Origin of the sequence: Roseibium sp. SCP15, assembly GCF_040329435.1 — a bacterium.
GTDB lineage: Bacteria > Pseudomonadota > Alphaproteobacteria > Rhizobiales > Stappiaceae > Roseibium.
Genome location: NZ_JBDZYI010000001.1, coordinates 784644 through 799899 on the forward strand (window position 1 = coordinate 784644; position 15256 = coordinate 799899).

The following is a 15256-nucleotide window of genomic DNA, read 5'->3' on the forward strand; positions in this document are numbered from 1 at the left end:
GACTAGATTGCGGCGAGGGCCTGATCGAAATCTGCAATCAGGTCGCCGGGATGTTCGATGCCGATCGACAGACGCAGGAGGTTCACAGGGATGCCTGATCCTTCTCCTTCGATTGTGAAGCGATGCTCGACAAGGCTCTCCGTTCCTCCGAGTGATGTTGCCCGCTGAAAGACATCCAGTGCGCCCGCGACTTTGAGGGCATCTGCCTTTCCTCCCTTCACGAGCATCGACATCAGGGAACCGAAACCGCCGGTCATCTGGGATTTGGCGAGGTCATGCTGCGCATGGCTTGCAAGCCCGGGATAAAGAGCCGCTTCGATTTTCGAATGGGCTTCCAGGTATTCAGCAAGAGCCATCGCATTCTGATTCATGCGTTCAACGCGTAGTGACAGCGTTCTAAGGCCGCGCAGAAGCAGCCAAGTTTCGAAAGACCCCAGAACCGCTCCAGCGGTTTGCCGTTCCTCGCAAATGAAGGTCCAGGTGTCGGAAGAGGCGTCAGCGGTCGTCACAACGCCTCCAAGTAGGTCCGAGTGACCGTTCAGGGCTTTGGTGGCCGAGTGCATGACAAGATCGGCGCCCAGCGAGAGTGGTTTCAAAATCAGGGGCGTCGCAGCCGTTGCATCCACGGCGAGTTGAGTTCCGGTCTGTCGGCATTGATCAGATATCTTCTGAATATCGGCGATTTTCAAAAATGGATTGCTGGGAACTTCCAGCCAGACGAGGTCCGGCCGCGTGACCGACATCTCGTCATGAAATGCGTCCAGGTCACTGGCATCGGCTTCTACCAGCGCAATGTTGTTGCGAGCACTGTGTTTGCGCAGAAAAAGGGTCGTTCCCCAATAGATCCCGGACTGCGCAAGGAGAGTTCCGCCGGGTTTGACGGAGCGGACAACAGCAGCCACCGCAGCCATGCCGGAAGAGAACAGGCGACTGTCTTCGCCTTCTTCCAGAGCTGCAATCAGCCGCTCGGTCTTCTGATAAAGCGCATTGCTGTCACGGCTGTAGATGTACCCGGGGTTGACCGGTTCATAATCCTCGTCCCGAACAAATGTCGTTGCTGTCTGGATTGGCGGAACGACGGCGCCGGTCGCCGGATCAAAACCGCCACCTGCATGGGCCAGCAAACTGTCCTGGTGAAGGCCGGTCGTGTTGGAGGTCGATTTGGACATGTGAAACTCCGGATGTAACCGCTGCTTGAAATGCAGGTTCGCAGGGAATGAGGATGGTGGTCATCAGGTGCTTGTGGTGATGCCACGAGTTTTTCGTGACATCACTTCGTTTCGTCCCGGGATCGTAACCGTCGTTTGCCCATTAGCCGGACGGATAAACGGACTTTCTCTTCTATCGACGATGAACTTCGATCACCGTTTCAAGTGGCGTGTCAGCCGGGCTTCGATCTTGTCCCAGACACGCCGCAGGGTTTCCACGATAAGCAGATAGGCAACCGCGGCCCAGATATAGGCCTGGAAATCATAGGAACGGGAATACGCGCGCCGTGTTTCTCCCATCAGATCGTAGATGGTGACAATGGAGGCGATTGCCGAGCCTTTGATCATCAGGATGATTTCGTTGCCGTATGGGCGCAGGGCCACCATCAACGCCTGAGGCAGGATGACCTTGAAGAATGTCACCGGCTTCGAAATGCCAAGCGCCGCCGCGCCTTCCCATTGGCCTTTGGGCACGTTCATGATCGCACCGCGAAGGATCTCTGCCTGGTAGGCCGAGGTGTTCAGGGAGAATGCGAAAATGATGCAATACCAGGCATCGCGGAAAAAGCCCCACAATCCAACTGCATCCAGTTCGGTGCGGAAAGTACCTGCGCCATAGTAGATCAGGAATGTCTGGGCGAGCAGGGGCGTCCCTCGGAAGAAATAGACGTAGCCATAGGCAGGCCAAGAGAAAATCTTCCATTTCGACGAACGGGCGACCGCAATCAGGATACTGAGAAGGGCACCGATCAAGAGTGAGAGACTGACGATTTGCAGCGTGACAATAAAGCCGTCGACATACTTCATCCAATATTTCTGGACGAAGGGACTCGCGATATTGGTCCCGAGATAATAGACCAGAGATACTCCGGATATAATCCAGAGAGCCATCAAAACGTGGCCAAGAATCCTTGCGTTGGTCCATGCTCGTGCGGGAGCTGGAGGACGCGGCAGGCTGGTTTCCGGATTTGCAGCAGTCATCGCGACACGTCTCCCCGTTTGGACCAGCGTTCAATCCGCGCAAGGCCGGTCGAGGAGATGATGGCGAGTGCCAGATAGATCAGGCAGGCAACTCCAAAGAACAGGAAGGGCTCTTTGGTGACCCTGGCGGCGATCCCGGCTTCCCTGACGAGATCTGCGAGACCGATCACCGATACCAGCGACGTTTCCTTGAGCAGGATGAGCCAAAGATTGCCGAGTGCGGGCAGTGCCAGACGAATGAGCTGCGGCAGGATAACCAGTGTCATCGTCTGATATCGTGAAAGCCCGAGCGCATGGCCTCCTTCGTACTGTCCCTGCGGGATGCCTCTGAAGGCTGACAGAAAGGCTTCTGAAGCATAGGACGAAAATACGAAGGACAGGGCAACCATGCCCGCGACAAAGGAATTGATCTCAATATAGGCGTCATAGCCAAGAAGCTTTAGGCCTTGTTGAATTCCAATCTGCACTCCGAAGTAAACCAGGAACAGCGTCAGCAGTTCCGGCAAGCCTCTGAAAATTGTCGTGTAGATGTTGGCTGCGAGTTTAAGGCTCGGTTCGGAAGAATTCTTGGCCAACGCAACCAGGAAACCGATTATCAATCCGAATGGAAGAGTTGCAATAGCGAGTGAGATCGTCACCAGCACGCCGCGGGCGATCTGGTCACCCCAGCCCTGGTCCCCAAAGGATAGCAGCGTCAAAGCTTCATTCATGAGCCGGCGCTTCTTTCTTTCTTGTTGTTTCTTTTCCGGCCGCCCCATCGGCCGGTTCTATAGGCGGTACCCTATAGCAAAGCGCGGCGCAATGATTGCGCCGCGCTTGAGTTTGTTCAGTGCGATTTCAAATCAACCGCCATACACGTCGAAGGAGAAGTACTTGTCGTTGATTTCCTTGTACTTTCCGTTCGCCAGAATAGCTTCGATGGCTGTGTTGAACTTTTCTTTCAGCTCACCGTCTTCCTTGCGGATTGCAATGCCGGCGCCTTCACCGTTGATGATCAGGTCCGGAGTAAGGGTGCCGAGGATCTTGCAGCAGGAACCATCGTCGGTTTCCAGCCACTCGGACAGCACAACAACGTCATCGATGACGGCATCGATACGGCCGCTGGCGATATCGAGCTTGTACTCGTCCGGGGTCGGGTAAAGCTTGAGATCGGCTGACGGCAGTTTTTCTTCAGCGTAGTTGGAGTGTGTCGTGGAGGATTGAGCACCCACGAGAACACCTTTCAGGTCCGCATCGGTGGTGCCGGCAACTTTGGAATCTTTCGGCACGGCGATGGCCGGAGGAGTGTTGTAATACTTGTTTGTGAAGTCGACTTTCTGCTTGCGCTCTTCAGTGATCGACATGGAAGCGATCACGGCGTCGAACTTGCCGGCCTGTAGAGCCGGGATCATGCCGTCCCAGTCCTGAACGACGAACTCACATTCGACTTTCATTTCTTCGCAAAGTGCTTTTGCGATATCGACGTCAAAACCGACCAGTTGGCCGTCAGCAGTAAGATTGTTGAATGGAGGATAGGCGCCTTCGGTGCCGATACGCACCTTGGACCAGTCTTTCGCCTCAGCGCCGCCAACAGCGGCCAAAACTGCAACAGCGGCCGCAGCCATACGCAGAACACGCATATTATCTTCCCCTATTATTTTTTCGCAGCGCAGACGGGTTCGTCCCGACTTTTTGCTCGAGGGCCCTATTCCATACACTTCGTTCCAAATTTCAAGCAGGAGTACGAAAAAAACACTGTGTGACCTTGCCTAAATTTCAATTTCTGACCCTGCCCTTAGGGAAGGGTGCCCGGCCGAAAGAGGTTTATTTGCAGGAAGTTGACCCAGGTGAAATGCAGCATTGGGTAACGCGAGCACTGCGGTTGGTCAGCGAGCGGGAGTTTAGGGTTTGTGATCTGCATCGTTGGTGCCGTCGCTGATTTCCAGAACGGATTGAAGCGAAATGACCGGACGAGATAACGCGTCTCCGGCAGACATGCCTTTGCCTGGTGAATTGGCAAAGACCGGTTGCTTGGTCAACTCGGCGATCTTTTCCTCATGTGCAGCGCGATCACCGGGGGAAAGATTGTCCAGATTGGCCTCTGTCAGCCCACGGTCCTGCAAGTATCGGTGTCGAATTCTCTCTTCTTCCGGCAATTCGGTCCAGGCCAGATACTGTTCAGCAAGCGCGGACCGAAAACCCAGAAACTCCTGTTCAACGGATTTGCCATGCGTGGATACCTGTCTGGCAGGGTTGGAAACAGCAGGTGGCAGTTCGCTGGAAATGGTCTTCATCTGATCTCGCAAAAGTCTCGGCAATTACAACGGATTTCGTGCACGCAAGGGTCGTGCCACAGGTGTCGATGAAAATTCCTTATGAATTCCATGAACTTCTTGAATTTGATGCTGCGCAAAAGACACCGTAGGTAATTTCTTGCCGGTACGGGGCCGGCCCTTGTTACCCGCAAGCAAGAATTGCCGGGTGAGGCGTTAGGAGACACAGATGACCGATTTCCAGTTGTTCATTGGCAACAAAAATTATTCTTCATGGTCGTTCCGGCCCTGGATAGCCTTGAAGCACAAGGGCATTTCCTTTCAGGAAACACTGGTGCCGTTCGACATGGAAAACGGTAATCCGAATTTCAGGGCATTCTCACCCAGCATGAAGGTGCCGGTGTTGAAGGATGGAGACCTGACCGTCTGGGACAGCCTGGCGATATTGGAATACGTCGCCGACTGCTACCCTCTCAAAGGGCTGTTGCCGGAAGACAGGGCCGCCCGAGCCAGGGCAAGGGCTGTGTCCGCCGAGATGCATTCCGGTTTCCCGGCGCTTCGGGGTGCTTGCCCAATGAACATGCGCAGGCCTATTGAAGTTCTGGCTGTAAACGAAGCCGTCAAGGCCGATGTAGCCCGAATTGTCGAAATCTGGACGGAGTGCCTGGAGCTTTCCGGAGGTCCTTTTCTCTTCGGGGAATTCACCATTGCCGATGCAATGTACGCGCCCGTTGTCAGTCGTTTTGCGACCTATACCCTGTCAGAAAGTCCGGTTGTTCAGCAGTATCACGGCACAATGAGCAGAACAGATGCCTGGAAGGCCTGGGAAGAAGAGGCCTTGAAGGAAACCTGGATCGTTCCTGAAGACGAGATCTGAACGGGGCACGGTTATTCCGCGGCGGCTGCCATGCTGCCGCGGAGCGCTCCCTTTTCATCGAAATAGTCCTGCAGCCGTTCCACGAATCTTCGAACCTTCAGTGGGATGAAGCGATTGGACGGATAGACCGCATGAATGGGATGGGGTGGATATTCCCAATCCGGAAGCACCAGCTCAAGCTCGCCGGAGCGAAGATAGGGATCTATCAGCCAGCGGTTGGACAAAGTCACCCCCAGCCCGGCGAGTGCCGCCTGGCGCAAGGTAGCTGAATTGTTCACAATCAGCGTCGGATTGATCTTCACCGAAAGTTTCTCACCGAGCGTACTGATGAACGGTACCCGGTCACCGGTCGAAATGTTCTTGTAGAGCAGATAGTCGTGCTCCGGCAGATCTGCCGGGTGACGGGGACGCCCTCGTTTTTCCAGATATTCGGGTGAAGCGATCAGGCAACGTTGTGCCAATCCGAGTTTACGGACGATCAGGCGGTCATCCTTGATTTCACCCATGCGGATCGCAACGTCGAGACGTTCCTGGATGACATCTACAAAGACGTCGGACAAAGACACATCCAGCAGGATGCAGGGATGCTCCTTCTTGAAGCGGATCAGAAACTCCGACAACACGGTTTCGGCAAAGCCCAACGGCAGGCCGATGGAAAGTGGCCCAGACATCTGAGCGTCTTCACTTTGCACGGACCGGTCGGCTTCCGTCAGACGGTCCAGGATGTCGCTGGCATATTCATAATAGCGTTCTCCGGTCTCGGTCAGGCTCAGCTGCCGGGTGGTCCTGTTCAGCAGTCGCGTTCCCAGATCTTCTTCGAGCCCGCGTATCTGTTGACTGACGGCGGGTTGCGAAACGCCCAGATGCTTGGCTGCGGCGGAAAAACTGCCGAGCTTTACCGATTGAACAAAGCTGGAAAGGGCACCGAATTTATCCATCAGTCTGATCCTGGCAGGTGTGACACCATTGAGTGGAATTTACATAAGCAGTGCTTATGAGTTTTATAAGATTTTGGGGGCTTTAAAAATTTTCCGTATGAAACACTTTAACAGGCGACCCGGCCAGCTTTCTTGGCGCGGGGTCTTCAAGTACTTCTTTTTTGGGTCGAGCCGGGAGGCCATTCATGACCATTTCTGACATTTCACTTTCCAGACGATCTCTGTTTGCAGCCGCCGGGGCAGGAGCCCTGGTTGCAGCTGGTGGAGTTTCATTCGTTCCGTCACCGGCAAAGGCCGCAGCCCCAAAGGCGGGGGAACCCTTGGCAGGTGCATTGCGATACAAGGTCGGGGACTTCGAAGTCACGGCTTTGCTGGACGGGTACCTCGATGTGACGCCGGAAGTGGTCGTCGGGTATGAGGAGGCCGAAGGCCAGCGGATGCGCGATGCCGCTTTGATCGAGGGCAACGCGCTGCGCATTCCGGTAAATGCATATCTGATCAACACTGGCGAGCGGCTGGTTTTGGTCGATGCCGGTACCTCGGACGCGCTCGGTCCGACTATGGGGCGCTTGCCATCAGCACTTGCCGCTGCAGGCGTCTCGGCTGACCAGATTGATGCCCTTCTGATCACGCATATGCATCCCGATCACCTGTTCGGTGCAGTGGATGGCGACGGCAAGCCTGTGTTCAAGAATGCAGAACTCATCCTGCCGGAAATCGACAATGCTTTCTGGTACGACGATGCGGCAATGAACGGAGCGCCCGAGCAATTCAAGCCGTTCTTCCTTGGCGCGCGGCGTGCTGCTGAAGCCTACAAAGGCAGACAAACGCTGTTTTCTGGCGACAAGGAGATCCTGCCGGGTGTGAGCGCAATGGCGCTTCCAGGGCATACACCGGGTCACAGTGGATACGTCTTTGACAGCAATGGTGAAACACTGGTGATTGCCGGCGACATCATTCACATGACCGTCTATCAGTTCGAACGGCCGGACTGGGGAATTGGCTTCGATATTGATGCGCCGACAGCCGCAGCAACGCGCAAGAAGTTTTTCGATCAGGCAGCGAGTGACAAGCTGTTCTTTGCCGGTGCCCATATTCCGTTCCCGGGTATGGGGCGGGTGATCAAGAACGGCGATAGCTATCGTTTTGTTGCTGCCGGCTGGCCTTACGCTTACTAGGCTCCACTTTGGTAATCTGGCGGATTTCCGCCGGATTACCGGATCCCGAAGCCTGAAAATGGCAGAAACGTCACCGGATCGCCTTTCTGAATGGCGGTGACATCTTCCGGGATTTCGATCAATCCGTCTGCTTCGCGCAGCCCGGTGATCAGTCCCGATCCATCTCGTGCGAACTTGTGGGCTGTTGTTTGGCCCGAGTCGCTGGTTCCAAGAAAACCTCTGTAAAACTCGCGCCGGTCCGGCTTCTTTTTCGGAACGTCAAATGCCGCCGGAATCTGGAAGCGCTGCGGCTCCAGGAACGAACCGCCCGCAAGCACGCTCAACACAGGACGGGCATAGAGAAGGAAGCAGACCATTGCTGCTACAGGATTGCCCGGAAGCCCGAGAAAGACACACGAGCCGATGTTCCCGAACATCATCGGGCGGCCGGGTTTGATCGCCAATTGCCACATGTGACACCTGCCCAGCGTGTCGAGCGCCTGTAGAACATGGTCTTCCTCTCCGCGGCTCGCCCCTCCTGTGGTCAAGATGACGTCGAACCGATCTGCTGCTTTGCGCAAAGTTTCTTCAACCAGGTTTGCGTCGTCTTTCAGGATGCCGAGATCCTCAAATTCGACCGGTGCGGTCGCGCACAAGCCTCTCAACAGGAAATGATTGGAATCATAAACGTCGCCGACGGTAATCAGATCGCCGGGACGTCGTAACTCATCTCCGGTGGAGATCAGTGCGACCCGCAGTTTCCTGAAAACGTTGACTTGAGCCTGGCCGGTTGAAGCGATGGCGGCAAGGTCCTGCGGGCGCAGCAGCTGACCGGACGACAAAATGGTTGTGCCTTCGGCAACATCCTCACCCGCCTTTCGGCAATTGGCACCCGTCTTGAGACCTTGCGGGACAATGACGAAATCCTGACCGTCCTGCTGATGCGTCTCGCAGTCCTCCTGCATTGCAACCGTGTCTGCACCCGGTGGCATGACCGCGCCGGTGAAGATCCGCGCTGCGGCCCAAGGCCCCAGATCGGCATCGCTGGCGTGACCTGCGGCAATGCGTTGCTGCAGGCGGAAGAAACCTCCTGCCTCATCAAAGTCCGAATGACGGAATGCGTAACCGTCCACCGCCGAATTATCCGCAAGTGGAATGTTGCGAGGAGCGGCAATGTCCTCGGCCAGGATGCGTTCCAACCCATCCTCGATCCGGACCGTTTCCGTGTCCGCGACGGCTGACATGCGACTTTTCAGAATTTCAAGCGCTTCCTGGTGGCGCAATCTGTCCTTGTCGTGCAGAAAACAGTCGTCCAGTAGCGCTTTCCGGCTCATGAAGCTTTCCTAACAAGACCGAGGTATTCCTGAATGAAGTCTGCCATGGAAGGCACATCGTTCAAGTCAAAGACCGGCAGGGTTTCATTCGGCAGAACATGATCCGCGGCGACCGCCAGAATATTGGGATCTGTGGGAGCCAGCGGTCCCTTGTCGTGCGATTCTGTCCGTCTTGCCTCGATCTTCGGATGGTTTTCACGCTTGTAGCCTTCGATCAGGATCAGATCACAAGGAGCCAGGCGATCGAGGATCTCATCCAGAGACGGTTCGTCTTCGCCTCTGAGCTCATGCATCAATGCCCAACGACGGCCCGAAACAAGAGCGACTTCGCTGGCTCCCGCTTCCCTGTGACGGTAACTGTCCGCGCCGGGCCGGTCGATATCGAAATTATGATGGGCATGCTTGACGGTCGAAACCCTGAACCCCCTGGCAGTGAATTCACTCACCAAACGTGTCACGAGTTGCGTCTTGCCGGAGTTCTTCCAACCGGTAATGCCGAATACGGGAGTTGTTGTCATGAAAGGCGTGAACTCAAAGCGTTGCGGACGGTCGCCAGATCGTCGGGTTTGTTTGCGTTGAAGAACGGATCGAGACCCGTTACCGGGTCACTGTCGAAGGACACCTCTACGCTGTCGTGCCGGTCAACGAAAGCGAGCACTTTGCCGCTCTGGCCGGTTGTCAGCCAGTCGTGAAGATCTGAGTGCAAGGCAACCGGCCACAAGCCGAAGACCGGGTGCAGCTTGTCCGATGACGAGGCAAGCGCGATAACCGGCTTGTCAGCGGGAACAGAAGAGCAGAGACGCTTCACCAGACTGACCGGGAAGAAGGGAGTGTCACCGGCAACCGAGACCACATGCGTGACATCCGGCAGTCTTTCCCGGGCATAACTCAGTCCTGCAAGAACGCCCGCGAGTGGTCCGGCATAATCTCCAACCGGGTCGGAAATGACCGGTAGTCCGAAGCGTGAAAATCGTTCCGGGTCGCCATTGGCGTTGAGAATGACGCTCGGCACCTGAGGGGCGAAGCGGGAGAGGATCATCTCCAGCATCGTTTTTCCACCGAGATCCAGAAGACTCTTGTCGCCGCCTCCCATGCGTCTCGACTGTCCACCTGCAAGAACACAGCCGAGCACCTTGTCCACGGTCAATACCTCGCGCTCCGACTTCATTCCGCTGCCAAGCTCCCTTTTCGTTTCGATTTCTCCGGCTCGTCTTCGACGTGACCGGGATCCATGTCAAATTCAATTCGATCGACGCCGGAAAGGGCGATGAACCGCTTGCCCTTTGCGCGGCCGATCAGGGTCAGCCCGGCCTTGCGGGCAAGATCCACGCCCCAGGCGGTGAAGCCGGATCGGGATACCAGAATTGGAATTCCCATCATCACGGTCTTGATCACCATTTCCGACGTGAGCCGGCCCGTTGTGTAGAAGATCTTGTCGTGCGCGGGTATATCGTTCAGGACCATCCAGCCCGCAATTTTGTCGACGGCATTGTGCCGGCCGACATCTTCCATATAAACCAAAGGCTTGTCTTCATGGCAAAGGACACAGCCATGGATGGCGCCGGCTTCCAGGTACAGGGAAGGGGTGGTGTTGATGGCCTTCGTCAGGGCGTAGAGCCACGACGTCTTGAGACTGGCTTTTTCTGGAAGAGCAACGCTTTCAAAACCGTCCATGACATCGCCGAAAACGGTGCCCTGGGCGCAGCCGGAGGTGCGAACCTTTTTCTTGAGTTTCTCTTCGAAATTGGTTTCCCGCTCAGTGCGCACAATAACGACTTCAAGATCATCGTCATAGTCGATGCCGGTGATGACGTCGTCATCGGCCAGCATATTCTGATTCTTCAGATATCCGACCGCAAGCAAGTCCGGGTGATCGCCGATGGTCATCATTGTGACCACTTCCTGCGAATTCAGGAACAGCGTCAGCGGCTTTTCGGTCACGACCTTTGTTTCGACCGGCTTGCCGTTCTGGTCGATGCCACTCACCGACGTTGAGAGTTTTGGATCCAGGGGATCGGGTTTAAGCACGTATGGGCCCGTCAAAGCCGCGCGACTCCAGAGTTATTGTTTTAGAAACACTATGGGACGCTTTTGCCCAAGAGCAAGGCATTAGTTCCGAGAACGCAGTTTTGTTAGCAACATAAAGGCGCCGCCGGCAAGCAGTCCCCAGAAAGCTCCCGATACTCCGAAGAAGCTGATGCCGGATGCCGTCACCACAAATGTGATGATTGCACTGTCCCTCGTATCAGCGGACCGGGTCGCCTCGCCGATGGAAAAGGCGAAGGCCGTGAGAAGGGCGAGGCCGGCGACGGCTTCAATGAGAATGGAGGGAGTCGCGGTAACCAGTGCCATGACGAGACCAGCAAAAAGCCCAAAGAGAATGTAAGCCACGCCGCTGGCCGCTGCTGCCCAGTATCTTTGGCCGGGATCCTTGTGCGCATCCTCTCCGGCACACATGGCAGCGGTGATGGCGGCGAGGTTGACCGCATGGCCGCCAAAGGGAGCAGAAAGAAGGCTGAAAAGGCCTGATAAAGCGAAGAGGGAGCCGCTGTGCGGCTTGTAGCCATATGCTCTTAACACGGCGACGCCTGGAATGTTCTGCGATGCCATGGTCACGATGAACAGCGGCAGCGCGATACTCACCAAAGCTTCGAGCGAAAATTCGGGAGTGACCAGAATTGGTTGGCTGATCAAGCTCGCGTCGGCAAAGTTCACTGGTCCGCTGTCGTAAAACGCAATGGCGAAAGTCACGATCATTGCGAGCGGTACGGCGTAAAGCCTGAAGAAACGGAAGGCGACTGCCCACACAAGGATGATTGTAAGAGCGCTGACGGGATATTCGGAGACCGCGCGGACAGGAGCCAGGCACAGCCCGAACAGGACGCCTGCAAGCATTGCATTCGCCAACGGGCTGGGGATCGCCGCGACAATCCTGCCGAAAGGGCGAATGAGTCCGGCGAGTATTATGAGAATCGCGCAAATGATGAAGGCGCCAACTGCAGCGGCGAAACCACCGTCAACAGGGCCGGCAGAAGCAAGGAGGGCGGCGCCAGGTGTTGACCAGGCAATGCTGACAGGAATTCTGGTGTAGAGCGATGCAACTACTGCGCATACTCCCATGGAAACAGAAAGTGCCATGAGGCCGCTGGTCGCCTCGCTGGCGGTTGCGCCTGCTGCAGACAGGCCCTGAATGACAATAGCGAAGGAACTTGCAAAGCCGACAATGGCGGCAAGCAATCCTGCAGAAATAGATTGGATGGAGGGGTGTCCGCTGGACATGTGTGCTCCCTGATGAACGAGGGGAGCACACTACAGGTGTCATCGGCAAAATGGCTATGACTTCAAAGTCACAGCAGCACGCTAAGCATCACCCGGACACGCGAAAAAAGGTGTGCAGGCGCTGATCAGAAAATGGATCAGATCATCAGCATGTCGTTCGTCAGGCGGCCTGCCTGGAGTTCTTTGGCAAAATGACCAAAAGCCTTGTAGGCCTCTTCGCGGGTCACTTCGCCCGGGTGGTCCAGCAGCGGCCGCAGGACTTCATGTCTCGAAGCGGCGATGCCGTCCGTCAGGTCCCGGAAAAACATCAGGGAATTCGGAAACAGGCGAAAATCCACCGGTTCGTGAATGATTCCCTCAATGTCGTGGAGACGCGGGTCGTTCATCACGCAGTAAACGGTGTCCAGTACCTGGCCAGTGTGACCTTCGAGGATCTGGATAATGTGCTGGTCCACAAGCAGAAGTGCACCCGTGACACCCGCCTTGCGGTTGATACGGCGAATACGCAGAAGGGTTTTGTCGATTTCGTCAGGCAGGGACAGACGCATCTTGTCCCATCTGATTTTGCTTCGATAGCAGGCGCGATAAAGTTCCATAGCGAGTTTCATCCTTTTGCCGATGAAACCAGCGTGCGCTTCAATTCCTCACATTTGCTTAAAATTTGAAACGAAGTGGAAGAATAGAATTCAAAGTTACCAGATAGTTTCCAAGTTCTCCGAAAACGTGTGCTTTTCGATCATCGAAGTAGGATAAGAAAACTGTGCAAAACAACGTCAGTTTATCTTTGTGTGGATAAGCAGGTTATCGTTCTTCTGCAAGCTTGAATTCCAGACCTGACTTAACAGCGGGCCATTCGTGCGGAAGAATCGAGTAAACGGCCGTATCGCGCAAAGCGCCATCTGCGGTGCGCTGATGAGAGCGCAGAACTCCGTCCAGTTTCGCTCCAAGGCGCTCAATTGCCGAACGGCTTTGCCTGTTCATGAAGTGCGTGCGAAATTCGACGGCAATGCAATCGAGTTCTTCAAAGGCGTGAGTGAGCAAGAGGCGCTTGCATTCGGTGTTCAGGCGCGTTCTCTGTACGGCCTTCCGGTACCAGGTTGAACCGATCTCGACGCGTTTGTGCACCGGATCGATATTCATGTACGTGGTCATTCCGACCGCCTTGCCATCCGGTCTCAAGACGGCAAAGGGAAGCATGGAGCCGCTTTCCTGCAGTTTGAGGCGGCGATCAATTTCCTTGGATACAGCGTCCGGATGCGGAACGGAAGTGTACCAGACCTTCCAAAGATCACCTTCGGCAGCTGCCTCAGAGAGGTCGCCTGCGTGAGTTTGCGAAAGTGGAACAAGCGAGGCATGGGTGCCGGTGAGGGAAACGGGAAGTGGCCAGGACATAAGTAAGCTCCGGGAAAACTGCGATGCGATTAGAAGGGGCGCTCTTCGCCGCTCCACTTGAAGAATTTGCCGGTGTCGGAAATCGCCAGATCGCGCCCGATCTTCAAAACACCTTTGGCAACGTCCGTTGGGCAGTTGTCAGCGTCGCCGCCACCCATATCCGTTCTAACCCAGCCCGGATCGATCAGAGCAACAGGAATGCCATGTTCTTCCAACTCGGTTGCAAGTCCCTGCATCACCTTGTTGACCGCTGCTTTTGAAGCGCGATAGGCAAGCCGGTCGGATTTTCGATACCCCATCCAGGACATCTGACTGGAGATGGTCAGGATTTTTCCCGTGCCGGACCTTTTCAGATGAGGCAGAAAGGCTTGAGAAACTGCGAGTGGCGCCAGCGTGTTGGTCGCCAATGTTTCGTGGAAACCATCAAAGTCCATCTTGAGGGGCGATTGATTGTCCGGACCAATGATGCCGGCATTGTTGATCAGCAGATCGACGCCTGAAGTCATGGTTTCGGCCACAGCCTGAACCGCATCGTGATTTGTGACATCAAAGATCAGAGGGGTGAAATCGGTGCCGAGCTTGCTCACGGTTTCTGATGCAGATTGCTCGGAACGGACCGAGCCATAGACTGTCCACCCCTGTGATATTGCTTCTCGCGCAAGTTCGTATCCAATCCCGCGGTTGGAGGCGGTGATAAGGCAGGTGGGCATTTTTTCATCCTGAAACACTGTAATCCGGCAAGGCGGAAAAGACGGAACGGTCTTCCAAGTTATTCAGCGGGCCAATCAGTGCAATAGAAACATTGTCACCATCACGGGTGGGGACAATTCGATTGAGCGGCACCCTGACCCTACTTGTACTTCGCATGAATAAGAGCATAGGTGCCATCCGCCTTGACGGCCGCAAGCCCCTTGTTGAAATCGTCGAGAAGCTGTTCTGCGCCCGGATATGCTTTGGACAGGCAGAGATAGAGCGGTTTCTCGGACAGCGAAATAAACTTGAAAAGACCAGTTTGGCCGGACTGGGAAATCAAGAAATCCGTGGCCTGTTTGCCGTTGTAGAAATAGTCGAACCGCCCAAGGCGGAGCATCTTCAGTCCGGTTTCGTCATCTGGAACGCTGTGTGGCTCCATACCCAGATCGCGAAGTTTCAAGAATGACGAATATCCGTTCACGGCGGCGACGCGTTGGTCCTTCAACTCGTCAACGGACTTGACCTGTTTTGCTTCGTGATCCCTGCGGTAATAGATGCCGTCAGTCGAGGTGCTCAATTGATCTGAGAAGAAAGCAAATTCTTCCCTCTGTGCCCGGTGGGCGCAGGAAAGGACGGCTGCTGCCTCTCCGGATTTGATTTCCATGATTGCCCTGTTCCACGGCAAAAAGACAATCCGGACCGGCTGACCAACCCGACGGAATGCCTCGGTGACGACTTCGTGGTCGAAACCGGTCAATCCATCAATGGGGTCGGCAATCTCAAATGGAGGGTAATTCGCCGCGGTTATCGTAATCTCGCTGCGATCTTGTGTGTTCCCCGGAAAGATGAGTGAAATCAAAAGGCAGGCGAAAACTGCGGTCGCTAGAAGCATTCGGAAATATGAGAGTTTCGATATGTGCATGCGCCAAGCGAAATTGAGGTCCATGTTCTGGATTTACATTGAGTGTATTTTGAGAGTTCTAAGTTTATCTAAATATGCAGGCGAACGGGAAATGTGTTGAATCTTGCAGTCGGGCTTGTGTCCGATTTTCTTCAAATCTATGACTGTTGAGAGAGAGGGGACGGAAGCTGGACGTGCTGCAATTTGGCAGATTGTAATCGTGCCACCGCACACTAGTTTCCGG

Annotated in this window: 17 protein-coding genes; 2 read left to right on the plus strand and 15 right to left on the minus strand. The window is 55.1% G+C overall.

Going from position 1 to position 15256, the window contains the following annotated elements; all coding sequences use genetic code 11:
- Positions 1-2 precede the first annotated feature (2 nt).
- From ABLO27_RS03600 to ABLO27_RS03620, 5 genes are all read right to left on the minus strand, one after another.
- On the minus strand, positions 3-1169 hold the full coding sequence (locus tag ABLO27_RS03600) for a trans-sulfuration enzyme family protein (protein ID WP_353030475.1): 1167 nt from the start codon (positions 1167-1169) through the stop codon (positions 3-5).
- A gap of 192 nt (positions 1170-1361) precedes the next feature.
- Positions 1362-2189 (minus strand): ABC transporter permease, encoded by an 828-nt coding sequence (locus tag ABLO27_RS03605; RefSeq protein ID WP_353030476.1) that lies wholly within the window; start codon positions 2187-2189, stop codon positions 1362-1364.
- Positions 2186-2899 (minus strand): ABC transporter permease, encoded by a 714-nt coding sequence (locus ABLO27_RS03610; RefSeq protein ID WP_353030477.1) that lies wholly within the window; start codon positions 2897-2899, stop codon positions 2186-2188. The genes ABLO27_RS03605 and ABLO27_RS03610 overlap by 4 nt, the downstream gene beginning before the upstream one ends.
- A 132-nt stretch (positions 2900-3031) precedes the next feature.
- The gene (locus ABLO27_RS03615) at positions 3032-3808 is read right to left on the minus strand and encodes an ABC transporter substrate-binding protein (protein WP_353030478.1); all 777 of its coding nucleotides are present in this window, start codon (positions 3806-3808) and stop codon (positions 3032-3034) included.
- 261 nt (positions 3809-4069) lie between these two features.
- Positions 4070-4462 (minus strand): hypothetical protein, encoded by a 393-nt coding sequence (locus ABLO27_RS03620; protein WP_353030479.1) that lies wholly within the window; start codon positions 4460-4462, stop codon positions 4070-4072.
- 208 nt (positions 4463-4670) lie between these two features.
- On the opposite strand from ABLO27_RS03620, the gene ABLO27_RS03625 reads away from it, so the two are divergent.
- Positions 4671-5318, plus strand: a complete 648-nt coding sequence (locus ABLO27_RS03625; RefSeq protein ID WP_353030480.1) for a glutathione S-transferase family protein — start codon at positions 4671-4673, stop codon at positions 5316-5318.
- An 11-nt stretch (positions 5319-5329) separates the two neighbouring features.
- Here ABLO27_RS03625 and ABLO27_RS03630 read toward each other — a convergent pair whose 3' ends face one another.
- Entirely contained in the window at positions 5330-6256 is a 927-nt protein-coding gene (locus ABLO27_RS03630) for a LysR family transcriptional regulator (protein WP_353030481.1), read from the minus strand.
- Positions 6257-6441: 185 nt separating this feature from the next.
- Here ABLO27_RS03630 and ABLO27_RS03635 point away from each other — a divergent pair, with 185 nt between their 5' ends.
- Positions 6442-7434 carry an MBL fold metallo-hydrolase gene (locus tag ABLO27_RS03635; RefSeq protein ID WP_353030482.1) on the plus strand — a complete coding sequence of 331 codons (993 nt, stop codon included), beginning with the start codon at positions 6442-6444 and terminating at the stop codon, positions 7432-7434.
- A 35-nt stretch (positions 7435-7469) separates the two neighbouring features.
- On the opposite strand, the gene glp is transcribed toward ABLO27_RS03635, so the two are convergent.
- The 9 genes from glp to ABLO27_RS03680 form a co-directional block, all read right to left on the minus strand.
- On the minus strand, positions 7470-8747 hold the full coding sequence (gene glp, locus ABLO27_RS03640) for a gephyrin-like molybdotransferase Glp (RefSeq protein ID WP_353030483.1): 1278 nt from the start codon (positions 8745-8747) through the stop codon (positions 7470-7472).
- Positions 8744-9265 (minus strand): molybdopterin-guanine dinucleotide biosynthesis protein B, encoded by a 522-nt coding sequence (mobB, locus tag ABLO27_RS03645; RefSeq protein ID WP_353030484.1) that lies wholly within the window; start codon positions 9263-9265, stop codon positions 8744-8746. The genes glp and mobB overlap by 4 nt, the downstream gene beginning before the upstream one ends.
- On the minus strand, positions 9262-9915 hold the full coding sequence (gene mobA, locus ABLO27_RS03650) for a molybdenum cofactor guanylyltransferase MobA (RefSeq protein WP_353030486.1): 654 nt from the start codon (positions 9913-9915) through the stop codon (positions 9262-9264). The genes mobB and mobA overlap by 4 nt, the downstream gene beginning before the upstream one ends.
- Positions 9912-10775 carry a formate dehydrogenase accessory sulfurtransferase FdhD gene (gene fdhD / locus ABLO27_RS03655; RefSeq protein ID WP_353030488.1) on the minus strand — a complete coding sequence of 288 codons (864 nt, stop codon included), beginning with the start codon at positions 10773-10775 and terminating at the stop codon, positions 9912-9914. Before fdhD ends, mobA begins: the two co-directional genes overlap by 4 nt.
- An 81-nt stretch (positions 10776-10856) precedes the next feature.
- Positions 10857-12026 (minus strand): benzoate/H(+) symporter BenE family transporter, encoded by a 1170-nt coding sequence (locus ABLO27_RS03660; RefSeq protein ID WP_353030490.1) that lies wholly within the window; start codon positions 12024-12026, stop codon positions 10857-10859.
- 137 nt (positions 12027-12163) lie between these two features.
- A complete protein-coding gene (locus tag ABLO27_RS03665) occupies positions 12164-12622 on the minus strand; it encodes a BLUF domain-containing protein (RefSeq protein ID WP_353030491.1) in 459 nt (152 codons plus the stop codon).
- A 205-nt stretch (positions 12623-12827) separates the two neighbouring features.
- Positions 12828-13418, minus strand: a complete 591-nt coding sequence (locus tag ABLO27_RS03670) for a GNAT family N-acetyltransferase (protein ID WP_353030493.1) — start codon at positions 13416-13418, stop codon at positions 12828-12830.
- A 29-nt stretch (positions 13419-13447) separates the two neighbouring features.
- Positions 13448-14128 carry an SDR family oxidoreductase gene (locus ABLO27_RS03675; protein ID WP_353030495.1) on the minus strand — a complete coding sequence of 227 codons (681 nt, stop codon included), beginning with the start codon at positions 14126-14128 and terminating at the stop codon, positions 13448-13450.
- 140 nt (positions 14129-14268) lie between these two features.
- Positions 14269-15003 (minus strand): substrate-binding periplasmic protein, encoded by a 735-nt coding sequence (locus tag ABLO27_RS03680; RefSeq protein ID WP_353030497.1) that lies wholly within the window; start codon positions 15001-15003, stop codon positions 14269-14271.
- Positions 15004-15256: the final 253 nt, after the last annotated feature.